Source organism: Janthinobacterium sp. GW823-FHT06H09, from assembly GCF_058794735.1.
The window spans coordinates 252272-276100 of record NZ_JBXAHC010000007.1; the positions used below are offsets into that span (position 1 = coordinate 252272).

General features: G+C 65.8%; 21 protein-coding genes. 11 read left to right on the top strand and 10 right to left on the bottom strand.

Features of this window, described 5'->3' with window-relative positions:
• Nucleotides 1-11: 11 nt before the first annotated feature.
• Nucleotides 12-1247 carry a class I SAM-dependent methyltransferase gene (locus tag AC1Q6X_RS14190; RefSeq protein WP_492497624.1) on the bottom strand — a complete coding sequence of 412 codons (1236 nt, stop codon included), beginning with the start codon at nt 1245-1247 and terminating at the stop codon, nt 12-14.
• Between the two features lie 127 nt (nt 1248-1374).
• Nucleotides 1375-2583 (bottom strand): pyridoxamine 5'-phosphate oxidase, encoded by a 1209-nt coding sequence (gene pdxH, locus AC1Q6X_RS14195; RefSeq protein WP_492497625.1) that lies wholly within the window; start codon nt 2581-2583, stop codon nt 1375-1377.
• A gap of 113 nt (nt 2584-2696) precedes the next feature.
• Here pdxH and tcdA point away from each other — a divergent pair, with 113 nt between their 5' ends.
• Nucleotides 2697-3554, top strand: a complete 858-nt coding sequence (gene tcdA / locus AC1Q6X_RS14200) for a tRNA cyclic N6-threonylcarbamoyladenosine(37) synthase TcdA (protein ID WP_492497626.1) — start codon at nt 2697-2699, stop codon at nt 3552-3554.
• Nucleotides 3555-3564: 10 nt separating this feature from the next.
• Here tcdA and thpR read toward each other — a convergent pair whose 3' ends face one another.
• Nucleotides 3565-4083 carry an RNA 2',3'-cyclic phosphodiesterase gene (thpR, locus tag AC1Q6X_RS14205; protein ID WP_492497627.1) on the bottom strand — a complete coding sequence of 173 codons (519 nt, stop codon included), beginning with the start codon at nt 4081-4083 and terminating at the stop codon, nt 3565-3567.
• Nucleotides 4084-4177: 94 nt separating this feature from the next.
• Here thpR and AC1Q6X_RS14210 point away from each other — a divergent pair, with 94 nt between their 5' ends.
• Together AC1Q6X_RS14210 and cysK are read left to right on the top strand one after the other, a co-directional pair.
• Complete coding sequence (locus tag AC1Q6X_RS14210) at nt 4178-4642, top strand: FKBP-type peptidyl-prolyl cis-trans isomerase (RefSeq protein WP_034780576.1); 465 nt, start codon at nt 4178-4180, stop codon at nt 4640-4642.
• Between the two features lie 85 nt (nt 4643-4727).
• Nucleotides 4728-5660: a cysteine synthase A gene (gene cysK / locus AC1Q6X_RS14215; protein WP_492497628.1), complete on the top strand. Its 933-nt coding sequence runs from the start codon at nt 4728-4730 to the stop codon at nt 5658-5660.
• Here the strand turns inward: cysK and AC1Q6X_RS14220 are convergent.
• Entirely contained in the window at nt 5621-6913 is a 1293-nt protein-coding gene (locus AC1Q6X_RS14220) for an SGNH/GDSL hydrolase family protein (RefSeq protein WP_492497629.1), read from the bottom strand. The genes cysK and AC1Q6X_RS14220 overlap by 40 nt on opposite strands.
• 99 nt (nt 6914-7012) lie before the next feature.
• On the opposite strand from AC1Q6X_RS14220, the gene AC1Q6X_RS14225 reads away from it, so the two are divergent.
• Nucleotides 7013-7918 (top strand): LysR family transcriptional regulator, encoded by a 906-nt coding sequence (locus AC1Q6X_RS14225; protein ID WP_070220329.1) that lies wholly within the window; start codon nt 7013-7015, stop codon nt 7916-7918.
• Nucleotides 7919-8007: 89 nt separating this feature from the next.
• A complete protein-coding gene (locus tag AC1Q6X_RS14230) occupies nt 8008-8409 on the top strand; it encodes a ribosomal maturation YjgA family protein (protein ID WP_230501879.1) in 402 nt (133 codons plus the stop codon).
• Nucleotides 8410-8415: 6 nt separating this feature from the next.
• On the opposite strand, the gene AC1Q6X_RS14235 is transcribed toward AC1Q6X_RS14230, so the two are convergent.
• The 3 genes from AC1Q6X_RS14235 to AC1Q6X_RS14245 all read right to left on the bottom strand — a co-directional run bounded on the left by AC1Q6X_RS14235 (nt 8416) and on the right by AC1Q6X_RS14245 (nt 12390).
• Complete coding sequence (locus tag AC1Q6X_RS14235; RefSeq protein ID WP_492497630.1) at nt 8416-11229, bottom strand: M16 family metallopeptidase; 2814 nt, start codon at nt 11227-11229, stop codon at nt 8416-8418.
• 78 nt (nt 11230-11307) lie between these two features.
• Nucleotides 11308-11661, bottom strand: a complete 354-nt coding sequence (locus AC1Q6X_RS14240; protein WP_492497631.1) for a hypothetical protein — start codon at nt 11659-11661, stop codon at nt 11308-11310.
• Nucleotides 11662-12390 carry a P-loop NTPase family protein gene (locus AC1Q6X_RS14245; protein WP_070220320.1) on the bottom strand — a complete coding sequence of 243 codons (729 nt, stop codon included), beginning with the start codon at nt 12388-12390 and terminating at the stop codon, nt 11662-11664.
• 213 nt (nt 12391-12603) lie between these two features.
• Between AC1Q6X_RS14245 and AC1Q6X_RS14250 the strand changes: the two genes are divergently transcribed.
• A complete protein-coding gene (locus AC1Q6X_RS14250) occupies nt 12604-14376 on the top strand; it encodes a GGDEF domain-containing protein (RefSeq protein ID WP_492497632.1) in 1773 nt (590 codons plus the stop codon).
• Here the strand turns inward: AC1Q6X_RS14250 and AC1Q6X_RS14255 are convergent.
• The gene (locus tag AC1Q6X_RS14255; RefSeq protein ID WP_230501887.1) at nt 14366-14848 is read right to left on the bottom strand and encodes a CinA family protein; all 483 of its coding nucleotides are present in this window, start codon (nt 14846-14848) and stop codon (nt 14366-14368) included. The two genes, AC1Q6X_RS14250 and AC1Q6X_RS14255, sit on opposite strands and share 11 nt — an antisense overlap.
• 223 nt (nt 14849-15071) lie before the next feature.
• On the opposite strand from AC1Q6X_RS14255, the gene AC1Q6X_RS14260 reads away from it, so the two are divergent.
• From AC1Q6X_RS14260 to AC1Q6X_RS14270, 3 genes are read left to right on the top strand one after another with little or no spacing between them, the layout of a single operon-like run.
• The gene (locus tag AC1Q6X_RS14260) at nt 15072-15689 is read left to right on the top strand and encodes a TOL_0243 family YfiR-like periplasmic protein (protein ID WP_162995783.1); all 618 of its coding nucleotides are present in this window, start codon (nt 15072-15074) and stop codon (nt 15687-15689) included.
• A complete protein-coding gene (locus AC1Q6X_RS14265; RefSeq protein ID WP_070220315.1) occupies nt 15690-17720 on the top strand; it encodes a sensor histidine kinase, YfiR-like protein-associated in 2031 nt (676 codons plus the stop codon).
• Complete coding sequence (locus AC1Q6X_RS14270; protein WP_492497633.1) at nt 17717-20293, top strand: EAL domain-containing protein; 2577 nt, start codon at nt 17717-17719, stop codon at nt 20291-20293. The genes AC1Q6X_RS14265 and AC1Q6X_RS14270 overlap by 4 nt, the downstream gene beginning before the upstream one ends.
• 1 nt (nt 20294) lies before the next feature.
• Here the strand turns inward: AC1Q6X_RS14270 and thiL are convergent, their stop codons facing one another.
• Complete coding sequence (thiL, locus tag AC1Q6X_RS14275) at nt 20295-21275, bottom strand: thiamine-phosphate kinase (protein ID WP_492497634.1); 981 nt, start codon at nt 21273-21275, stop codon at nt 20295-20297.
• A gap of 89 nt (nt 21276-21364) precedes the next feature.
• Between thiL and AC1Q6X_RS14280 the strand changes: the two genes are divergently transcribed.
• Complete coding sequence (locus AC1Q6X_RS14280; protein WP_121670538.1) at nt 21365-21973, top strand: hypothetical protein; 609 nt, start codon at nt 21365-21367, stop codon at nt 21971-21973.
• Here the strand turns inward: AC1Q6X_RS14280 and AC1Q6X_RS14285 are convergent.
• Nucleotides 21970-22491: a MarR family winged helix-turn-helix transcriptional regulator gene (locus tag AC1Q6X_RS14285; protein ID WP_492497635.1), complete on the bottom strand. Its 522-nt coding sequence runs from the start codon at nt 22489-22491 to the stop codon at nt 21970-21972. The genes AC1Q6X_RS14280 and AC1Q6X_RS14285 overlap by 4 nt on opposite strands.
• Before the next feature lie 122 nt (nt 22492-22613).
• On the opposite strand from AC1Q6X_RS14285, the gene AC1Q6X_RS14290 reads away from it, so the two are divergent.
• Nucleotides 22614-23801: an MFS transporter gene (locus AC1Q6X_RS14290; protein ID WP_492497636.1), complete on the top strand. Its 1188-nt coding sequence runs from the start codon at nt 22614-22616 to the stop codon at nt 23799-23801.
• Nucleotides 23802-23829: the final 28 nt, after the last annotated feature.

Sequence of the window (23829 nt, forward strand, 5' to 3'; positions counted from 1 at the left end):
GGGCATCAGGATCAGGTCGCCAGCAGGGGCGCCGGCCTGGCGTCCTGCGCATACATGTAGTTGCGCGACCAGGGCAGGGTGGAGGAGCGCCGGCCCGCCTTCACGCAGACGATCTGGTACAGGCTGATCAAATCTTGCTCGAAGGCATAGGCGCAGCCGGCCAGGTAGACGTGCCAGATGCGGAAGCGCCGCTCGCCCGCCAGTGGACGGATCTGCTCGGCGTTGGCTTCGAAATTTTCCGTCCACAGGGCGCAGGTGCGCGCATAGTGGCGCCGCAGGTTTTCCACGTCCAGCACTTCCAGCCCCCCTTGCTGCATGGTTTTCAGGACATTGCCGATATGGGCCAGTTCGCCGTGCGGAAACACATATTTTTCGATGAATTCGCCGCCGCCATACGGCGTTTCGCCATTCTCCGGGTCGGTCGAGGTGATGCCGTGGTTCATCGCCATGCCGTCCGGCGCCAGCAGCTTGTTGATGATGGAAAAATAATCGGGCAAATGTTTCAAGCCCACGTGCTCGAACATGCCCACGCTGGTGATGCGGTCGAACTGGCCCGTGACGTCGCGGTAGTCTTGCAGGCGGATGTCGATCAGGTGGGCCAGGCCGGCCGCCGCCACGCGCTCGCGCGCCAGCGCGTACTGGTTTTCCGACAGGGTCACGCCCACGCAGCGGGCGCCATATTGTTGGGCGGCACGCATGACGAGCGCGCCCCAGCCGCAGCCGATGTCGAGCAGGGTCTGGCCCGGTTGCAGCTGGATTTTCTTCAGGATATGGTCGATCTTCTTGACTTGCGCCTGCGCCAGCGTTTCATCGCCGTGTTCGAAATAGGCGCAGGAATACACGAGGGCGGGGTCGAGGAATTGCTCGTAGAAGGCATTCGACACGTCGTAGTGGTAGCGGATGGCTTCGGCGTCCTTGCTCTTGTCGTGCGTAAAGCTGCGCACGATGCGGGCCAGCTTGCCTTCCGGTTTCAAGGTGTTGCGCGCCAGGGCATTACAGATGGAAATCATGTCCTGGGCCGTGCCCTGGACTTCGATATTGCCTTCCACATAGGCCGAACCCAGGTTGGCCAGCGAGGGGTTCAGCAGATAGCGGGCCGAGGCGACGGTCGGCAGGCGGATGGTGACTGTGGGCGCTTCGCTGGACAGGTCGACATGCTGGCCGTTCCACAATTCTATGCGCAGCGGCAAGGCGGTCTTGCTGCGGATACCGGCAATCCAGGACTTGAGTTGGTTTTGTACAAACAAAATAGCCTCCAATGAAGCGGCCGCTGTTGCGGCCGCAAATTGAGAAACAATGTCATTTAGTAACTTCTACCCTCATAGCCTACACCGATATTGACCAGCTTGCTTTGCGCCGCCTTGACTGTCCTGCTTATGGTTGCAAGCGTTGCATGCTCCATTGCCCGTCAGCACCGCGTGTAAACACGATGCGGTCGTGGAAGCGCGAACGGCGCCCCTGCCAGAATTCGATGCGTTCCGGCTGCAGGCGGTAGCCGCCCCAGTGGGCCGGGCGCGGCGGTGGCGCGTCGCCGACGGCGGCCGCCACGGCCTCGTAATTGCTTTCCAGCGCGGCACGGTCGGCGATAGGGGCGCTTTGCTGCGAGGCAATCGCCGACAAGCGGCTTTGCACGGGGCGCACATTGAAATACTCGTCGCTCTCGGCGGCCGTGGTTTTCACCACCGTGCCCTCGATGCGCACTTGCCGCTCCAGCTCGCCCCAGAAGAACAGCAGGGCGGCGTGCGGGTTGTGTTCGAGCTGCTGGCCCTTGTCGCTCTGGTAATTCGTGTACCAGGTAAAGCCACGCTCGTCGAACTGCTTGATCAGCACGATGCGCGAGCTGGGCTTGCCGTCGGCACTGACGGTGGACAAGCTCATGGCGTTCGGCTCCAGCACCTGGGCTTTGACGGCCTCGGCAAACCATTTCTGGAACTGGGCGATGGGATCGGCCAGCACATCCGTCTCGCTCAGGCTCGATTGCACGTAATCGGTGCGCATGGCCGCCAGCATGGCGGCCGCGTCCGGCTGGGCTGCCGTTGCGGGCGCCTCGGGAGCGATGCCGCGGCGGCGCTGCATGGCTGTGCCCAGCTGCTCCATCTGTTGCGCACTGAACAGGCGTTTGGCCATCGGTGCCAGCTGGCCCTCTTCCTTGCTCATGTGGGCCTGATAGGCGGCCACATAGTCGCGCACGCCATGGGCGGACAGTTGCACGCCCGTGCCGGCCGCGATGGCGTCCAGTTCCGGGCGCAGGGTCAGCCAGGCCTGGTCCATGCGCTGGTGGTCGGCCAGGATTTCCGGCACCAGGGTCACCAGCAGGGCCGCATCGTCGCCCGTGGCCGTGGCCTGCAGCATGGGCATCAGGTCCTGCTCTTCATCGTCATGGTGCAGATGGGCGGCTTTATTGAAATATTGCAACACCGCCTTGGCCGCCTGCTGCGCGTCCGCCGTGTTGCCATGCTGCACCAGGTGGGCCAGCAGGTTTTGCAGGGTCGTCAGTTGCTTGCGGATCTTGTCGTGGCAATGCTTGAGCACGGCGATGGGCTGGTCAAAGCCGGGAACGGAGTCGAACAGGGGAGCGGTCATGGCGAGTTCTCGTGGTGAACGGTGTGGGGGCGCGGCGACAAACGGAGCTTGTCGCTGTGTCAATTCGGCTATTTTAGAATATCCGCCAGCGCAGTGTCCGTTAAAATGGCGCCATGCATACCTCCACCAATGAACTAATTTCCATGGACTTGACCGAGATCGATTTTGAACGGCGTTTCGGCGGCATAGCCCGCCTGTACGGCGCCCCCGCTTTGGCGCGTTTTCGCGCGGCCCACGTGTGTGTGATCGGCGTGGGCGGCGTCGGTTCCTGGATCGTCGAAGCGCTGGCGCGCAGCGCCGTCGGCCGCCTGACCCTGATCGACCTCGACAATGTTGCCGAATCGAACATTAACCGCCAGATCCAGGCCATGAGCGACACCATCGGCAAGGCCAAGATCACGGCCCTGGCCGAACGCATCGAACTGATCAACCCCTTGTGCCAGGTCACGCAGGTTGAGGATTTCATCACCCCCGATAACCTGGAGCAGTTGCTGGGCGGGCGCGATTTCGACTACCTGGTCGACGCCATCGACAATGCCAAGGCGAAAGCAGCCGTGATCGCGTATTGCCGCGCGCGCAACATTCCCATGCTGACCATCGGCAGCGCGGGCGGGCAGACGGATCCGACACTGATCGCCGTGCGCGATTTGTCGAAGACGGAGCAGGAACCGCTGCTCAAGAGAGTACGCAAACTGTTGCGCACCGAATATGGTTTCCCCCGTGGCGTGAAAAACAAATTCAATGTCGATGCCGTGTTTTCCATGGAGCCGTTGAGCACGCCAGAGAGCGCGGAAGCGTGCGCCATCGATGGCAGCACGCCTGCCGGCGTCACGGGCCTCAATTGCGCCGGCTTCGGCTCCAGCGTGGTGGTGACGGCCAGCTTCGGCATGGTGGCGGCCGCCCATGCGCTGAAAAGCTTGCGCCAGGACAAACTGGCCGCCGAGCCAGTGGCGGTGCCGGACGCCGCCTAAGCCACGCCGCTTAAACCAGTTTGCGGCTGGCCACGATGCGGTAGTCGCCGCTGCTTTTCAGCGATTCCACCAGCACCAGTTCATCCGCCTGCCAGGCGATGGGCGCAAAGTCCTGGCTAGCCGGCGGCGGCGCCTGGCGCGCCAGGGTCACGTGCGGCGTAAAGCGGTCGTGCTCGAAGCGGGGCGCCAGCCCCTGTTGCGCCAGCGCGCGCATGCAGGCCGCGCGCAAGTCCAGCAGGGCCGGCGAGGGCTGCGCCAGGGCGGCCCAGGCCAGCGCCAGCTGCGTGAAGTGGCTGGCGTGGTCGAACAGCAAGGGTATGGGGTGCGCCGGCAATTGTGCCAGGATAGCCAGCAGGGCCGGCAGGTCGCTGGCCGGGTGCTGGCCCAGGAAGGCCAGGGTCAGGTGCAGCTTGTCCACGCGCACGGGTTTGCCTTGCAGGCGCGCCTGCCAGGCGGCCAGCGCCGCGCGCGTGGCCGCGTCGGGCCACAGCGCGTAAAACAGGCGGGGGCAATGGGTATCGGGCGACAAGTTTTTCCTATCGTTGCGGCGGTTTGCTATGATTGGCGTTCCCTGCCTCTTGCATTGGCAGAGATCTCACCGAAACTCACTGAAAGAATACATCATGACGCGTAGCTCCGTTTTGTTTGCCCTGATCTGCTCCGTCGCCGCGTCGCTGGCGCAGGCACAGGCGCCGGCGCCTGTTCCCGCCTCGGCCGTCTCGCTGAGCCCTGGCCCTGTCGCCGATAAATTGATTCTGATCGACAACAAGGTCGGCACGGGCAAGGAAGCGTCCGCCGGCAGCAACGTCACCGTGCACTACACGGGCTGGCTGTATCGTCCCCTGGCGAAAGATTCGCGCGGCAAGAAGTTCGACAGCTCCGTGGGCCGTGGCCCGTTCGACTTCCCGCTGGGCAAGGGCATGGTCATCAAGGGCTGGGACCAGGGCGTGGCCGGCATGAAAGTGGGCGGCAAGCGCACCCTGATCATTCCAGGCGAACTGGCTTACGGCCCGCGCGGTGCCGGCAATGGCGACATTCCGCCGAACTCGGCACTGATCTTCGACGTGGAACTGCTGGACGTTAAGTAATTGTTCAGTTTGGCGGCGGCGCATGCTCGCGCTGCCGCCAAAACGCGGTAGACTGGATTCTTCTGTAATTGCTGTGGAGACTCCCATGAACATCGCCAACGACGTCACTGAACTGATCGGCAACACCCCCCTGGTGCGCATCAACCGCATCGCCGCCGGCAGTGGGGCCACCATCCTGGCCAAACTCGAATTCTACAATCCCGCGCACAGCGTCAAGGACCGCATCGGCCTGTCCATGATCGTCGCCGCCGAAGCGGCGGGCAAGATCCATCCCGATACCGTCATCGTCGAGCCCACCAGCGGCAACACGGGCATTGCGCTGGCCATGGTCTGCGCCGCGCGCGGCTACCGCTGCACCCTCGTCATGCCCGATACCATGAGCCGCGAACGGCGCATCCTGCTGCGCGCCTACGGCGCCGAGCTGGTCCTGACGCCCGGCAGCGAAGGCATGCTGGGCGCCATCCGCAAGGCCGAGGAAATGGTGGCGGCCGACCCGCGCTATTTGATGCTGCAGCAATTTAATAATCCCGCCAACCCCGCCATCCACCGCGCCACGACGGCCGAGGAAATCTGGCGCGACACGGATGGGCAAGTGGACATCGTCGTCGCCGGCGTAGGCACGGGCGGCACGATTACCGGCATCGGCGAAGTGCTGAAGGAACGCAAGCCCGGCCTGCAAATGATTGCCGTGGAACCGGAAGCGTCGCCGATGCTGTCGAAGGGTACCAAGGGACCGCACCCGATCCAGGGCATCGGCGCCGGTTTCGTGCCGCAGATACTCAACACGGCCATCTACGACGAAATCATCTGCGTGAAGAACGACGACGCCTTCGCCACGGCGCGCCTGGCCGCCAGCGATGAAGGCTTGCTGGTCGGCATTTCGTCGGGCGCCGCCCTGTGGGCCGCCCTGCAAGTGGCGCGCCGCCCGGAAAACGCGGGCAAGACCATCGTCACCATCATCCCGTCGTTCGGCGAACGCTACCTGAGCACGGCCTTGTACGCGGGCCTGGGCGACTGACCGTTCAACAGCAGCGGCAGGTCTATGCCTTCCGCCAGCGCCCGGTTGCCGGCGTCGCCCGGGTGCAGATGGTCGCCCGAGTCGTAGGCGGGCAGCAGGCGCAGCGGATGGGCGGGGTCGCGCGCCAGTGCGTCGAAGTCGAGCACGGCGTCGAACAGGCCGCTGGCGCGTATCCACGCGTTCAGTTGCTGGCGCAGCGCATCTTTTTCTTTTTGATAATAGTCGCTCAAGGGCGTGCCGGGCAGGGCGCCTTCGAACGGCGTCACAGTGGCGCCGATGACGCGCACGCCGCGGCTGCGCACCTGGGCCACCAGCTGCGCGTAGCCGCTGCTTAATTCTTCCAGTGTCGGTCTTTGTGCCCGAGGCGCGAACGCCGTGCCGGGCCAGCTGATGTCATTGATCCCCAACAAGACGACCACCGTGCGCACGCCGGGCTGCGCCAGCACGTCGCGCTCGAAGCGGGCCAGGGCGTTCTCACCCATGCCGTCGGACAACAGCCGTCCACCGGAAATGCCCGCATTGATCACGGCCACGCCGTGCGGCGCCAGGCGTTCGGCCAGGAAATCGGGCCAGCGCGCATCGATCCCCAGGCTGGCGCTGGCGCCATCGGTGATCGAGTCGCCGAGGATGGCCACCGCTTGCGCCCCCGGCGCCGCCTCCACCTCGATGGCACTGAGCAAGAGGCGCGCCGTGGTGGTCTGCACGCCGGGCGCGTCATCGATGCGGAGGGAGCGCGTCTGGTCCTGCGGCGCGATCCACGCCGTCTCGCGGCCATCCCAGTGAAACGTGGCAGTCGCGCTGGGCTGCGGCAGGTGGACGCTCACCGTCAGGCGCGCCAGGTCCGGCACGGACAGGTTGATGGGGTCGCTGACGAGCGGCGCGCCCGGTGCCATGGTGGCCGCCGGCTGGCCGGAAAACGTCAGCGTGCGCAGGCTGCCCGCTGCGATGGCCGAACCGGAAGCGGCCAGGGCCACGGTGGCCGCGCCGATGCGCAGCGGCACCTTGCCGTAGGCATTCGACAGCACGATGCGCACGCGCGGGCCGCCCACGCTGAGGCGCGCCACCTGGCGCACGGTCTGTCCGTGCAGCACGGCGGGCACGTTGGCGGGAAGCACAAAGTCGCTGCCCCACACGGCTTGCGGGCTGGCCGTCCAGCTGGCCAGCCAGCTGGTATCGGCGTTGGCGGCCTGGACAGATACTGTGCTCAGGGCCAGGCTCAGCAGGGCGGCGGGGAGGAGGGAATATCGTTGCATGGCGGCTCGCTTTATCAAGGGGAATGTGCGCATGATGAAAGCAAAGCCATTTGTGTACTAGACTATCCCATCGAAGAACATTTATGAGTTGAATTCACAATGGCCAGACTGGAAGTGAACCGTTCCGGCGAACTGGAAGTGTTTGTGCGCGTGGTCGAGTTGGGCGGCTTTTCCGCCGCCGCGCGCGCCTGCGGCATGACGCCGTCGGCCGTCAGCAAGCTCGTGTCTCGGCTGGAAGAGCGCCTGGGCGCGCGCCTGTTGAACCGCTCCACGCGCCAGCTGCAGCTGACGGCCGAAGGCTGCGGCCTGTATGAACGGGGGATGCAGGTGCTGGCGGCGCTGGACGAGGCCGAGCGCTGCGCGGGCGTGCAGGATGTGCCGCGCGGCAAGATCAGGGTGAATGCGAACGTGCCGTTCGGCCAGCATTTTTTGCTGCCGCTGGCGCCGCTGTTTCTCGAGCGCTATCCCGAGGTGACGCTCGACATCGTGCTCACCGATGAAGTCGTCGATATCCTCGAACAACGCACGGACGTGGCCGTGCGGGCCGGTCCCCTGAAAAGTTCCAACTTGCTGGCGCGCAAGCTGGGCCAGACGCGCATGGCGATCGTGGCGGCACCAAGCTACCTGGCGCGGCGCGGCACGCCGCAGGCAGCGGCCGAGCTGGCGTCGCACAATTTGCTCGACGCCAATTACGCGCGCGCCCGCTCGGGCTGGCCGCTGCGCCTGCCCGAGGGCGACATCGTCGTGCCCGTCGTTGGCAATGCGCAGGCCAGCGATGGCGAAGCCTTGCGGCAACTGGCGCTGGCGGGACTGGGACTGGCGCGCCTGGCGGCGTTCCAGGTGCGCGCCGATATCGCGGCGGGCCGATTGCAGGCCGTGCTGGAAGCGTTCAACCCCGGCGACAGCGAAGACGTGCATGCCGTCTTCGTGGGGCAGGGCGGGCACGTGCCGCTGCGCGTGCGCGTTTTTCTCGACTTTCTGGCGCAGCATGTCGACCTGGCTTGATGCGATAGGCTGCAGGCGGACACGGCCGCGCAGTACAATATCGGACGGGCCGCAATGGTTCGGCCCGTATTGTGCCTTTGAATGGAAATATGTTCCTGGTAAAACCTGAACGCCGCCGCCTGCTGCAGGTGGGCGCAACCGTGGCTGTCATCGCGCTGGGCCTGGCCTCGCGCGCCTATCCCCAATTCCTCCCCGCCGCGCTCGGCAAGTATCCGGGCGACGCCCTGTGGGCCATGATGATCGTCTTTGCGCTGGGTATCTTCGCCACGCGCATGCGCACGTGGCAGCTGGCGCTGACTGCGCTGCTGATCTGCTTTGCCGTGGAATTCGGCCAGCTGGTCCAGACGCCCTGGCTCGTGGCGCTGCGCGCGCATCCGCTGGGGCATCTGGTGCTCGGTTCCACCTTCGGCTGGGGCGATTTGATCGCCTACACGGCGGGCGTGGCGATCGCGGCGCTGGTGGATAAAGCGGCGCTGTTCAAGCGCCGCTAGTCCCGGTTACTTGACGTTCCCTTCCGCATCGCGCAGTTCCACGGGCGCCAGTTTCAGCTTGCTCAACTGCGGCGCGATCTTCGCCTGGTCGCCCACGCCGATGACGATCAGCTTTTCCGGCTGCAGGTATTTTTTCGCCACCTGCTGCACCTGCTTGTCCGTCACACCCGCAAAGCGCTGCGGCAAGGTCGCGTAATAGTCGAGGCCCAGGCCGTAGACATACGTGTTGGCCATGCTGCTGCTGATGCTGGCATTCGTCTCGAACTGGCCCGGCAGCGACAGCACCTGCGAATTGCGCGCATTCGACAATTCCTTGGCCGTCAAGGGTTTGGCGATTATGGCGCGGATTTCCTTGAAGGTTTCCGACACGGCCGCGCCCGTCACGTCGGTGCGCACGCCGGCCGCGATCGAGAACGGTCCCGGCTGGCTGCGGTACTGGAATTGCGAGCGCACGCCATAGGTGTAGCCCTTCTCTTCGCGCAGGTTATTGCTTAGCCGACTCGTAAACAAGCCGCCCAGCGCCGCGTTCATCACTTGCAGCGGCGCATAGTCGGGTGTCGCGCGGGCCACGGCGATGGTCGACAGGCGCACGGCCGTCTGCGGCGCGCCCGGCTTGTCGACGAGGATCAGCCTGGCTTTCGTCGTGGCCGGCGCCGCCGTCACGGACGGCGCCACCGCGCCCGCCTTCCAGCTGCCGAACTTGGCTTCGGCCAGTGCCTTCAATTGCGCCGCGCCGATGTCGCCCGAGACGATCAGCGCCGCATTGTTGGGCACATAATGCTGCTGCCAGAACGCCTGCAGGTCGGCGCGGCTGGTGGCTTTCAGGGCCGCTTCCGTGCCCAGTTGGATATAGCCGTACGGATGCTGCGGGCCGTACAGGGCGGCCGCTTCCACGCGGGCCGCCACGGCCCCCGCGTTTTCGCGCTGCTGCGCCAGTTCGCCGATGCGGCTGGCGCGCTGGCGCTCCACCTCTTCTTGCGGGAATTGCGGGTGCTGGACCACGTCGGCCAGCACGTCGAGCGCTTGCGGGAAGGTGGTTTTCAGCGACGTCAGCTGGGCGAACGAGGCATCCGCGCCGGAACCCGTGCCCAGAAAAGCACCGAGTTGCGCCACGTCATCGGCGATCTGCGGCGCGCTGCGCGTACTGGTGCCTTCCTGCAGCAATTGCGCCGTGAAGCCCGCCAAGCCCGGCTGCGCCAGCGGATTGGCGCCCGAACCGCTCTTGATGACCAGCTGGCTGGAAATCAGCGGCACGGCCGGGTTGTAGTTGTGAATCACCGTCAAGCCATTGCTCAGGGTGAAGGACGTCGCTTGCGGCAGCACAATCTTTGGTGCGGGACCGGCCTTCGGCACCGCGTTGCGCCATGGCTCGTCCGCGTTGATGGCCGTGCCTGGCGCCGGCTTGACCTTGCCCTGCGCCGGCGTCGCCACTTCCGGACCCAGGTCCGGCTTGCCCGGCACGCCGTAGACGACCACGCGCGCCTGATTTTTCAGGTAGGTGTCGACGGCGCGCTGCACGCCGGCCGCCGTCACCTGGCGGTAGCGCTCGATATCCTTGCCCAGGTAGCCGGGGTCGCCCAGGTACTGGTTGTACTGGTTCATCATGTTGGCGTTGCCGCCCACTTTTTCCACCTGGCTCAGCATGGCTGTTTCGATGCTGTTGCGGGCCCGTTCGATTTCCTTCTCGCTGGGCCCCTGGGCGCGCAATTGCTCCAGCTCCGCCTGCATGGCTTGCTCGATTTCCTCGGGCTGGTGGCCGGGGCGCGCCGTCACGTCGAGGGTAAATACGGAGGTGAGGGCATTCGAGCTCTGGTTGGCGCCCACGTCCTGCGCGATCTGCTTGTCGTACACCAGCGATTTATATAAACGGCTGGACTTGCCGCCGGCCAGTATCTGCGCGGCCATCGACAGTTCCGCATCGTCCTTGGCATAGGCGGACGGCGTCAGCCAGGCCATGAAGACGCGCGGCAACTCGACCCGGTCCTGCACCACGATGCGGCGCTCCTGCGTGATGGGCGGCGTCACGACATCGGGCTTGGCCACGGCGGGGCCGCTCTTGAAGCTGCCGAAGTATTTGTTGACCAGTTCCTTGGTCTTCGCCTTGTCGATGTCGCCCGCGATCACCAGGCTGGCATTGTTGGGACCATAGTATTTGGTGAAGAATTCCTTGATGTCGGCCAGTTTCGCGTTCTGGATGTCCGCGTGCGAACCGATGACGCTGGCGTAATACGGGTGGGTCTTCGGGAACAGCTGGTGGTACAGGGCTTCCTGCACGATGCCGTAGGGCGCGTTTTCTACGCTCTGGCGGCGCTCGTTGCGCACCACGTCCTGCTGGTTCGTCAGCGCCGTCTGGTCGAGCACGTCGAGCAGATAGCCCATGCGGTCGGAATGGGCCCACAGGGCCAGTTCCAGCTGGTTCGATGGCACCGTGTCGAAATAATTGGTGCGGTCGAAATCCGTGCTGCCGTTCGAATCGGTGGCGCCCGCGCCTTCGAGCAGCTGGTCGGCCATGCCGCGCGGCACGTGCTTGGTGGCGGCAAACATCATGTGCTCGAACAGATGCGCAAAGCCCGTCAGGCCCGGCGCTTCATTCGCCGGTCCCACGTGGTACCAGATGTTGACGGCCGTGACGGGCAATTTATGGTCTTCCACGAGGATCACGTCGAGGCCGTTCGGCAAGGTGTATTTTTCGTAGGCGACATTGGGCACGGCCGTGGCTGCCGTCGCGGCGGCGGCGCCGGCGGCGTGGGCGAGCGTGAGCGGGGCGCCGTACAGCGACAGCATCAGGGCGGGAATGGCCAGCAATTTGATCGGTTTCATGCATGCTTCCAGGCTAGGGTGGGGAAGACGCTGCGGCCCGCTCGTGGCTGGCCCAGCGCGATGGTGCTACGGTCGGTGCTACGGTTGATACAGCAGGGCCGCGCCGCCCAGCACCAGCAGCGCGCAGGCGAGCGAGACGATGGCCGCCGCGCCCAGCAAACGCCATTCGCGCGGCGTAAAAAGGGGGGCAGGCCCGGGCGCTTGCGGCACGGGCCGGGGTATGGCTGCGCCCGGTTCGGGCGGCAAGCCGCCCGCCGCGCGCGCCTGCGCGGCCAGCGCCTGCGTGGCGGCGTCCAGCAGGGCCAGCTGGCGCTCGACGGTGTCCGCCAGCACCGCTTCGTTCAGCGCCACGAGGGCGAATATCGGGTCGTCGACGTCGACCTTGATGCCCGTCTTGTCGAACACGTGGCTACGCAGAGTGTGCCGGTCCATCTACCACTGCACCTTGTCGAGCTGTTCGAAGATGTCGCGGTAGACGACCTTGATGCGCTGCTTTTCCATGATGTTGAACTTGTCGTTCTGCAGCACTTCCTGCATCGTCAGGCGCGCCGTGTTCATTTTTTTCACGTCGGCGCCGAAGGTGTCGGGGTTGCGCTGGCTCAAAGTGATGCTGCCTTTTACGCGCGCGCGGTTGTCGGCATACGACTGCGATTCGACGAATTGCTTGCCGGACGCCGATTGCAGCAGGCCGAAGTGTTCGTTTTGCCACAGCACCAGCGGCACCTTCGTCGCTTGGGCCGTGGCGACAAATCCCGTGGCCGTGTCGTGCAGGGTGTCGCCGCCGCCGACGATGGTGTGGATGTACACCTTGCGGCCCGATTCTTCCAGCAGCGAAAAACAGTCGTTTTCCAGCAGGTAGCCCATCAGCGGCGAAAACGTGTTCGCGCCATTGTCGATCACGCAGTTGCCGTCCGTGTCGAGGATGTCGATCATCAGCGCGTCGAAGCGTTTCGGATCGATGTTGCGCGCATCCGTCATCACGGGCACATGCTTGACGTTCATCGCCTTGTAGCGCGAGAACGTGGCGTTTTCCTGATCGGTGTCGTAGCAGCGCAGCGGCGTGTCGTCCTTGCCGCCTATCCACTGGGCCAGCAGGGTCGAGACGAGGGTCTTGCCGATGCCACCCTTGCCCTGCAGGATGAAATGTACCGTGTTTTGCATTGCGACTACTCCAAGTTGTTGCGTCAGTGACAATCAAAGATCCGTGACAGCGGCGCTGGCGTCCGGCCAGGCCACGACTGGCATTTTTACCACAATCCTTTGCAAAGATGCCATGCGCGTACGCGAATCTGGTTATGATGTTAATCAGGATACCATTGATACAAAGCAAGTTTTGTGTGAAAAATGCACCCCCAGAGTGTGAATGAGGACGCAGTGCCGATCTCCAGTCTCGATAAAGCCGACATTGACCGTCTGAATCAGCAAGCCCTGTCCTGTCTGATCGGCAACCGCCGCCAGGCACGCCGGCTGGCGCAGATGGCGCTGGCGGCGGCGCAACGACAACAGTATGCGCGCGGCGGCGCATATGCGGAACTCAATCATTGCTGGCTGTCCTATTATGCGGGCGAAACGGAGCCGTCGTGCGAGCGTCTGCGCGACTATTTCAAGCAGACCTGCGACCTGGAAGGCGGCATGGAAGTGGCCGCCCTGCAGGGCGCGTATGCGAGCCGGCGCGGCGACTTCGCCGATGCCGAGCAGCACTTCCTGCAGGCGCGCAGCCAGGCCGCGCAGATCCCCGACTCGCTGCACAAGTTCATGCTGTACGCGCGTCTGGGCGTCGATGCCCTGAACCGTGGCGATACGCAGGACGGCCCGCGCAATTTCCTGCTGGCGCTCGACATCGCCGAGCGTTTCGGCAGCCCCGCGCACCGGGTCAACAGCCTGTCGAACCTGGCGTCGTCGCAGCATGACCTGGGCAACGATGAAGACGCCATTCCCCTGCTGGTCGAGGCGCTCGACATCATCGGCACGCAAAAGCTCAAATACCAGCAAACCATCGTTTCGGCCAACCTGGCCATGTGTTTATTAGCCACCGGCAAGCCGGCCGAGGCGCTGGCGCTGGTCGAGCCGTTTTACGAGTGGCCGGAAGAAGACCTGGCCGTGCGCGCCTTCCTGTTCTGCATCGCCGCCCATGCCGCCATCCTGCTGCGCCAGCCCGAGAAGGCCTTGCAATTGCTGCTGCGGGCCGAAGACTATGCGCGCCGGGGCCAGGACCTGGAGGAGCAGATGCATGCATGGCTGGTGCGCGGCAAGCTGGACCTGCACGCGGGCCAGACGGCGCAGGCGCTGGCATCCCTGACGCAGGCGCACAGCCTGCTGAGCTGGACGCGCAATCCGTTTCACCAGCAACAGATCCTGCGCGGCCTGGCCGACATCAATGCCCAGCTGGGCGAATGGCAAACCGCGTACGGTTTCCTGCAGCAATACCAGGCCGCGTACGAGGCCAGCAGCAAGTCGGCGCGCGCCTCGCGCAGCCTGATGCGCAATCTGGAAAAGGAAATGCACAGCCTGAAGGCCGAGCGCGACAAGGCGCTGGAGCTGCAGGCGGCGCGCGAATCGGAAAACGTCAAGCTCGAGCACCTGAACCGCGAACTGGCGCACCAGATCCTGCACGTCAATTCTTTGCAGGACAGCCTGAAGGAGCAGGCCATGCGCGACCACCTGACGGGCTTGTACAACCGCCGCCATTTCGAAACCTGCCTCAATGCCATCCTGCACGAGGCCGACGCGGATGCGCCCGTGGCCATCGCCATCATCGACCTGGATTTCTTCAAGCGCGTCAACGACACCTACGGGCATAATTTTGGCGACGAAGTGCTGATCCAGTTCGCGCGCCTGGTGGAAGGCCAGCTGCGCGGCAGCGACATGGTATGCCGCTATGGCGGCGAGGAATTCTGCCTGCTGTTGCGCGAAGCCGACAGCATCATCGCCGCGCACAAGATCGACGATATCGCCGCGCGCTACCGCCAGCTGCTGATCCAGCAGGCGCCGCACAGCTTGACGGGCTGCACCTTTTCAGCCGGCATTGCCGAATATCCGCGCCACGGCGCCGGCCGCCATGAATTGCTGATGCGCGCCGACAGCGCCCTGTACGCGGCCAAGCAGGCGGGCCGCGACCGCGCCTGCATCGCCGGCGCTACTGAATAAAACGCAGCAGTTCCCGCAAGGCGTGCGCCACCGCCTGCTCGCGCACGGCTTGCCGGTCGCCCGCGAACACCAGCCGCTGCGTCTGCACGCGCCCGTCCATGGCCCAGCCGAAGCAGACGGTGCCGACGGGCTTGCCCGGCACGCCGCCTGTGGGGCCGGCGATGCCCGTGGTCGAGACGGCCACCTGGGCTTCGCTGTGGGCCAGGGTGCCTTGCGCCATGGCGGCCGCCACTTCCTCGCTGACGGCGCCGTGTGCGGCGATCAGTTCGGCGGGCACGCCCAGCATGCTGGTCTTGGCCCCGTTGGAATAGGTGACGAAGCCCCGTTCGAACCAGGCGCTCGAGCCCGAGATGTCGGTGACGGCCTGCGCCACGCCGCCGCCCGTGCACGATTCGGCCGTGGCCAGCAGCAGGCCTTTCGCCTGCAAGGCCAGGCCGACGGCGGTGGAGAGGGGGACGAGTTCCTTGCTCATGGATGGCTCCTGTGTGCGGTGAAAATGGTGGCAAGACTGTAGCATGGCCGACGGTAAAAGAAACTTTCCCCGGTCACAGCGAAAATGCGTACACTCTTTTATACATTTGCTACCACTTCGGGCCGGCAGGCGCTCTGTCGCTGCGCCACCCTGGTGCGCATCGCTCGAACAGGCAGGCGGCATGGTGCCGCGCCTTCATATGCATTATCTTTACTCGGTTGTCATGGCAATTCTGAACTGGACCTGGTGGCGTCATCCTGGCCCCCTGCGCCGCCCTGTGCGCGGCGCTGCTCGCCGCTCCCTGCGCTGGGGCTGGCTAATGCTGCTCCTGGGCGTGCTATGCGCCGATGCGCGGGCGCAGGTGCCGGGGGAGCTGGAACGCCAGGTCAAGGCCGGATATCTGTACAAGTTTGCCGGCTATGTCGAGTGGCCCGACGGCAGCTTTGCCCGGCCCGACTCCCCGCTGGTGATCGGCGTGGCGGGCGCCGATGCGCTGGCCGAGCAGCTCGAACAGAGCGTGGCCGGGCACAGCGTCAACGGCCGCGCCGTGCAGGTGAAAAAAGTGCGCCGCGGCGACGCGCTGGCCGGACTGCACGTGCTGTACCTGGGCGCGCTGGATAAAATGGCGCTGCAGGAAATGCTGGCCGCCAGCCGTGGCCTGGCGTTGCTGACGGTGTCCGATTCGGATGAGGTCTACGCGATGGGCAGCATGATCAATTTTGTGATGGCCGAAGACAAGGTGCGCTTCGACGTGGCGCTGAAACCCGTGGCGCAGGCGCATATCCGCATCAGCGCGCGCATGCTGCTGGCCGCCTACCGCGTGCAGACGGGAGGCGCCTAGATGATACGACTGCGTTCCATCCGCCACAAGCTGATGTCGGTGGTCTTGCTGACCACCCTGGTGGCGCTCGTCATTTCGCTGGGCACCATCGTCGCCTATGACTTGCGCGCCTACCACCGCAACCTGGTGGCCGACATCAGTACCCAGGCCGAACTGCTCGGGCACATGAGTTCGGCCGCGCTGGCCTTCGACGACGAGCGCCTGGCGCTGGAAAACCTCAATCTGATGCGCATCCGCCCGCGCGTGACGGCCGGCGCCCTGTACAAGGCCGACGGCAGCCTGTTTGCCAGCTACCGCGCGAATGAACGCTTGGGCGAGCTGCCGGCGAAGGCGGGCAAGGAAGGCGTCAGCATCGCAGGCAAATCCGTCGAATTGTTCAAGCCCATCGTCGACAATGGCGAGCTGCTGGGCACCGTGTATCTGCGCGCCGATTACGAACTGGCAGGCCGCACGGCCGATTACCTGGCCATCGCGCTGGGCGTGACGGTGCTGGCGCTGCTGGTGGCCTTGCTGCTGCTGCGCCGCCTCGATTTCGTCATCACGCAGCCCATCCTCGACATCGCCGACGTGGCGCGCGAAGTGATCGAGACGGGCGACTACTCGCGCCGCGCGCGCAAGCTCAGCGTCGACGAGGTGGCGCAGCTGGTCGATTCCTTCAACAAGATGCTGGCCGAGATCGAGCTGCGCACGCAGGCGCTGGAGCGCTCGAACGGCGAGCTGGCGCGCGAGGGCGAGCAGCGCACCCAGGCGCAGCAGGAAGTCATGCGCCTGAATCAGGAGCTGGAAGTACGCGTGCACGAGCGCACGATGCAGCTGGAAATGACGAATGGCGAACTGGCCATGGCGATGGAAGAGGCGCGCAGCGCCAACTATGCCAAGTCGGCGTTTTTGTCGTCGATGAGCCATGAATTGCGCACGCCGCTCAACGCCATCCTGGGCTTCGCGCAAATCCTCAGTTCCGACCGCCTGCCGTCGACCCTGGAGCAAAAGAAGGAGTTCGCCGGGCATATCCTGAAATCGGGGCGCCACCTGCTGACCTTGATCAATGAAATCCTCGACCTGGCGAAGGTGGAATCGGGCACCGTCAGCCTGTCGCTCGAACCGGTGGGCCTGGACGCCATCTTGCAGGAGTGCCGCGACATGATCGCGCCGCTGGCCAGCCAGCGCGGCATCGGCATGACCTTTCCCGACGCTTGCCCCCTGAACGTGCTGGCCGACCGCACGCGCCTCAAGCAGATTCTGTTGAACCTGCTGTCGAATGCGCTCAAGTACAACCGCGAGCAGGGGCAGGTGGCCATCGATTGCGCGCCGCAGGCGGACGGACGGGTGCGCATCAGCGTGCGCGATACGGGCGTGGGCCTGGACGGCGAACAGGTGGCGCTGCTGTTCCAGCCCTTCAACCGGCTGGGGCAGGAGGGCGGCACGGAAGAAGGCAGCGGCATCGGCCTGGTGGTCACCAAGCGCCTGGTGGAGCTGATGGATGGCAGCATCGGCGTGAGCAGCGCGCCCGGCGAGGGCAGCACCTTCTGGATCGAGCTGCGCGTGGTCGACGCCTTGCCCGCACCCGACCTGCTGGCCTTGCCGCGGCCCGACCTGGCCGGGGCGCTGCTCGATCACAGCGCCCCCGTGACCTTGCTGTACGTGGAAGACAATCCCGCCAACCTGACCCTGGTCGAGGAAATCGTCCGCTACTGCCCGCAATTGCAGCTGCTGACGGCCACGGATGGCCGCCTGGGGGTGGAAATGGCGCGCACGCACCTGCCGCAGCTGATCCTGATGGACATCAATCTGCCGCACGTGAACGGCACGGAAGCGCTGAAGCTGCTGCGCGCCGATCCCCGCACGGCGCACATTCCCGTCATCGCCCTGACGGCCAACGCCATGCCGGGCGACGTCGAGCGCAGCATGGCGCTGGGCTTTTACCGCTACCTGACCAAGCCGATCAACCTCGATGAATTTACCGAGGCGATCAACAGCACCCTGGCCTATGTGGCGCAGCAGCGCCGGCAGAAGGGAACAGGCGCGCCATGATCAGCCAGGCCGATATCTATGCGGCGAAAATTCTCATCGTCGACGACCAGGACGTCAATTTGCGCCTGCTCGAGCATTTGCTGCAAAGCGGCGGATACACGGCCATCAGCAGCACCCTCGACGCGCGCGCCGTGGCCGGCCTGCACCAGCGGCACCAGTTCGACCTGATCATCCTCGACCTGGTGATGCCCGGCATGAGCGGCTATGAGGTGATGGATGCCTTGCGTCCGCTGGAGCGGGAAGGCTATCTGTCCGTGCTGGTGATCGCCGCCGACCCGGACGCCAAGCTGGCGGCGCTGGAAGCGGGCGCGCGCGACTTCATCAGCAAGCCCTTCGACGCGCTCGAAGTGCTCACGCGCATCCGCAACATGCTTGAGGTGCGGCTGCTGCACCGCGCCGCGCGCCACTACAACACCTTGCTCGAACGCACGGTGAGCCAGCGCACGGCCGAACTGCAGCGCTTTCGCGGCGCCATGGACGCCACCACGGACGCCATCTTCCTCGTCGACGTGCTGGGCATGACCCTGGTCGACGTCAACGACGGCGCGTGCCGCCTGCTCGGCTATGCGCGCGCCGAACTGCTGGCGCTGGCGCCCGGCAGCCTGCTGCCGTCGCCGCCGGCCCCGCCGCTGGCCGCGCTGCCGGGCGGCCCGGCCCACCTGGCCACGGAAGTGACGGAATGCGAACTGGTGCGGCGCGACCTGAGCCTGATACCCGTGGAGCTGGGCTGGCACTGGTATGCGCAGGCGCCCGTGATGGGCGGGCAGGCTGCGGGCGGCCTGCTGCTGATCGCCGTGGCGCGCGACATCAGCGAGCGGCGCCAGGCGCAGGAGCGCCTGAAGCACCTGGCCCATTACGATGGCTTGACGGGGCTGCCGAACCGCAGCCTGTTCTACCAGACCCTGGCCCAGGCCGTCGAACTGGCGCAGGAAAAAAGCTGGCGCATCGTGGTGCTGTTCATCGCGCTGGACCGTTTTAAAAGCATCAACGACACCCTGGGCGCGGCGCTGGGCGACGAACTGCTGCGCCAGTTCAGCAACCGCCTGGTCGAATGCGTGCGCCTGCGCGACACGGTGGGGCGTCTGGGCAACGACGAATTCGCGCTGATACTGACCATGAGCCGCAACCAGCAGGAAGCCGTGGCCGTGGCCAACCAGGTGCGCGAAGCCCTGCGCGCGCCGTTCGACTTGCGCGGCCACGCGGCCACCCTGACGGCCAGCATCGGCATCGCCATGTATCCGGACGACGCCACCGACCCGGAAACGCTGATCAAATACGCGAATACGGCCATGGGCGGCGCCAAGCAGGCGGGCCGCGACGGCTACCGCTTTTTCACGGCCGGCATGAACGTGCAGGTGCTGGCGCGCCTGGACCTGGAACTGGCGCTGCGCCATGCGCTCGAACACGAGCAGTTCATCCTGTATTACCAGCCGAAGGTGGATTTGCGCACGGGCCGCATCAGCGGCGTGGAAGCGCTGCTGCGCTGGCGCCGCCCCGGCTACGGCCTGGTGGCGCCGGCCGAATTCGTGCCCGTGCTGGAAGACACGGGCCTGATCGTGCGCGTGGGCGCCTGGGTGATCCAGGCCGCCTGCCGCCAGATCGCCGAGTGGCGCGACAGCGAAGTGGGCCCCGTGCACGTGGCCGTGAACGTGTCGAGCCGCCAGTTTGCCGAAGGCGACCTGGAAGGCGAAGTGACGCGCGCGCTGACACGGCACAACGTGGCGCCCGAGCTGCTGGAACTGGAACTGACGGAAACGGCGCTGATGTCGAACGCCGAGCGCACCATCGTCGTGCTGGGAAAATTGAAGAAGATCGGCGTGAAGGTGGCCATCGACGATTTCGGCACCGGTTACTCGAGCCTCGCGTATCTGCAGCGCTTCCCCATCGACAAGCTGAAAATCGACATCGCCTTCGTGCGCAACATCACCAGCAACCCGAACGACGCGGCCATCGCGCTGGCCATCGTCAGCATGGCGCACAGCCTGAAACTGAGCGTGGTGGCCGAGGGCGTGGAATCGCGCCCGCAGCTCGAATACCTGCGGCGCAACCGCTGCGACGAGATCCAGGGCTTTTATTTCAGCCGCGCCCTGCCGGCGCTGGAACTGGGGCAGATGATCGCCGCGGGCGCCGGCCTGCCGCCCGGCCACGACCCGGCCGCCCAGCCGGCGCAAACCCTGCTCATCGTCGACGACGACGTCAACGTGCTGTCGTCGCTGCACCGCCTGTTCCGTCCCGAGGGCTACCAGATCCTCACGGCCAGCACGCCGGCCGAAGGGTTTGAAATGCTGGCCCTGCACCGGGTGCACGTCATCGTCTGCGACCAGCGCATGCCCAGCATGAGCGGCACGGAATTCCTCAGCAAAGTAAAAGAGCTGTACCCGGAAACCATCCGCATCATCCTGTCCGGCTACACGGGCCTGGAAGCGGTGCTCGACTCGATCAACCGGGGCGCCATCTACCGTTTTTATACGAAGCCGTGGGACGACACCCAGCTGCGCGACAACATCCGCCTGGCCTTCCAGCACTACTGGATGGTGAACCAGCCGGGGCTGGCGCGCGTGGCGGTGCGCTAGCTCAGTCGCTGAAGTGGTCGAACGAGCTTAGTTGTAAATCCAGCGGCTGTCCGGCCGCATCCACCAGCCGCAAGCCTGCTTGCGTCTCGATGCGGCCCACGCGCGTGGCGGGCGTGCCGCAGCTGATCGCCAGTGCGGCGATGGCGTCGCGCGACGATGCGGGCGCCGTGAAGCACAGTTCATAGTCGTCGCCGCCGGCGGCCGTGTAGCGGCGGCGCAGGCCTGTTTCCTGCCGCGCCAGCACGGGGCCGGCCGGCAGGGCGTCGACGTCCAGGGTGGCGCCCACCCGCGACGTTTTCAAGATGTGACCGAGGTCGCCGACCAGGCCGTCCGAAATGTCGATGGCGGCATGCGCGAGGCCCGCTTCGGCCAGCGCGCAACCGAGCGCCACGCGCGGCGTCGGTGTGTGCATGCGTGCGCCTGCAGTGGCCAGGTCGGCTGGCGACAATTCCTGTTCCATGCGGTAGCCGGCCAGCGCCAGGCGCGCGTCGCCCAGGGTGCCGCTGACCCAGATGTCGTCGCCCGCCACGGCCGCGCTGCGGCGCAGGGCCTGGCCCGGCGCCAGTTCGCCGAACACGGTGATGCAGATATTCAGCGGACCCTTGGTGGTGTCGCCGCCGATGAGTTCGCAATCAAAGGTGTCGGCCAGCGCGAACAGGCCTTCGGCAAAGCCGGCCAGCCAGGCGCGTTCCGCTTGCGGCAGCGCCAGGGCCAACGTGAATGCCACGGGGCGCGCGCCCATGGCGGCCAGGTCGGACAGGTTCACGGCCAGGCTTTTGTGGCCGAGCATGCGGGCGTCGGCGCCGGCAAAGAAGTGCCGGTCCTCGACCAGCATGTCCGACGAGATGGCGATCTGCTTGCCGGCCGCTGGCGTCATCAGCGCGCAATCGTCGCCGATGCCCAGGGTGGCGCGGCCGGGGCGCTGGCGCACGAAATAGTGTTTGATCAGGTCGAATTCGGAAAGCGCGTCGTGTGGGGCCATGGCGTGGTCTGTTCGTTGAGTGATGGTGTGGCCCGGCTATTATAGGCTGGCCTACAATACAGGCCTTTGTCACTGCCGAGCAACTTGCCATGCCCCTTTCCGATATTCACGACTTACTGCAATCCTGGCTCGACCACGGCTGGCTGCGCGACCCGCAAGCCGTTGGCCTGGCCACCTTCGAGGCGCAGGAGCTGGTGGCGCGCGGCTTCGACGCCATCTGCGACGGTGGTCAGCTGTGCCTGTACGAGGATGAGCGCCTGTTCCGCAGGGGCAAGCGGCCCGTGCAGGCGTCGTTCAAGGCGTATCTGCAGCGCGGCCAGCTGGGCGCGAATGGCCTGGACCTCGGTTACCAGGTGCACCTGGCCGGTTTCCTGCGCGCGGCGCGGCAGCCCTTGCCCGCGTTTCGCGTGCTGCTGGAACAGGGCGGCCGCAGCGGCGCCCTGCTGTTCGACAGCGGCCTGGTGCTGCAGTTTGCCGCCAATTTGCGCGGCAAGCCCCGCCATTATTATCTGACCCTGGTCGAGGGGCACGTGGCCGACGCCCAGCTTGCGGACCGCGACAGCGATATCGACTTGCGCGCGGCCAGCGTGGGCCATGTCCAGGCCCTGTACGACAGCCGCGATCCCGCCGACCTGCGGCGCCTGGCCCGGCGCGGCAATGCAGCGCTGCGCGAGCTGGCGCAGCTGCTCGCTGCTTAGCTCTTCTTCGCCTGTGCCATGCCTTGCAGCAGCTTGGCCAGCAACTGGTCGAGCTGGCGCTGCTCGTCCGCGCTCAAGGCCGACAGCATGGCGCGCTCGTTTTCCACGTGCAGCAGCACCAGCTTTTCAATCAAGGCCAGTCCCTGGGGCGTGAGGGCCACCAGCACGCCGCGCCGGTCCGTCGGGTGCTTCTGGCGTTCGATCAGGCCGGCCGCTTCCAGCCGGTCGATGCGGTTGGTCATGCCGCCCGAGGACAGCATGGCCGCCTCGTACAGGGCCGTCGGCGTCAGCGCATACGGCGCGCCCGAGCGGCGCAATGTCGCCAGCACGTCGAATTCGCCCGGCTGCAAGCCGTGTTCGGCGAACAGGGGATTGAGCCAGTCGCGCGCCATCAACTGCGCCACCGTGCCCAGCTGTCCCACCAGCTGCATGGCGCGCGTATCCATCTGCGGCAGTTCGCGCTGCCATTGTGCGGCGGCAAATTGCGCGCGCGTGTGTTCTTGCGGGGTATCCGTCATGGTGTAGGCATGTATCTCGACATCAAGATAGATTTCTATCTTTGTGTTAAGATACTTTTCATCAAGTGATTATGTCACGCATTAAACCATGTGCCTCCCTGCGAGGCAAGGACAACTCTGCCATGCCTGTTGAACGCCCCGTATCTTCCCCGCTGCCCTCGTCCGCCCTGCTGGTGGCCGCCATCATCCTGCTGGGCCTGAATTTGCGGCCCATCCTGGCCGCCATCGGTCCCTTGCTCGACAGCATCCAGGCCAGCACGGGCCTCAGCAATGCCGACGCGGGCTTGCTGACCACCGTGCCCGTGTTCGCCATGGGCGTGTGCGCGCTGGCGGGCGCCCAGCTGCAGCGCCGCTTGGGCGTGGCGCGCGGTATTTCGCTGGGCATCGCCATCATCGCTGCCGCCTGCGCCTTGCGCTGGCCCTTGCACGGCAGCGGCGGCCTGATCGCCACGGCGGCCCTGGGCGGCCTGGGCATCGCGCTGGTGCAGGCGCTGCTGCCGGCTTTCATCAAGCGCCATTTCCCCGAACGGGCGGGCCAGTTGATGGGCTTTTATACGACGGGCATCATGGGCGGCGCGGCCATTGCCGCCGCGTCCGCCTCACCGCTGGCGCAAAGCTGGGGCTGGCAAGCGCTGCTGGCCCTGTGGGCGCTGCCCGCCGTGGCCGCCGCGCTGCTGTGGCGCCGCGCCGCCGCCTCGCGCGTGGAGGTGACCGGCGGCGCGGGCGCCAGCCTGCCCGTGGGCAGCCGCCGCGCCTGGCTGCTGATGGTGTTCTTTGGCATCGGCACGGGGGCGTACACGCTGGTGCTGGCCTGGCTGCCGCCGTTTTATACGGAACTGGGCTGGAGCGCGGCCGACAGCGGCTTGCTGCTCGGTGGCCTGACCCTGGTGGAAGTGCTGGCGGGACTGGTGATTTCCAGCATCATCCACCGCTTCCCCGACCGCCGCATCCTGTTATTGTCGGTCTTGCTGGCCGTGCTGGCCGGCCTGGCTTGCCTGATCGTGGCGCCCGCGCAGCTGGCCATTCCCGCCGTGATCCTGCTCGGCTGCGGCATCGGCGCGCTGTTTCCCCTGTCGCTGATCGTCAGCATGGACCACGTGCGTGACCCGGCGGGCGCCGGCGCCTTGCTGGGCTTCGTCCAAGGCGGCGGCTACATCATCGCCAGCAGCATGCCCTTCATCGCCGGCCTGATCCGCCAGCATTCGTCCAGCCTGGCTCAGGCGTGGATTGTGATGGCGGGCGGCGTGGTGCTGTTGCTGCTGATCGCCGTGCGCTTCGCGCCGGGGGCGCGGCTGGCCGGTGCGCGCTAGCGTGCGCCGGACGCGTATCCTGAACTGC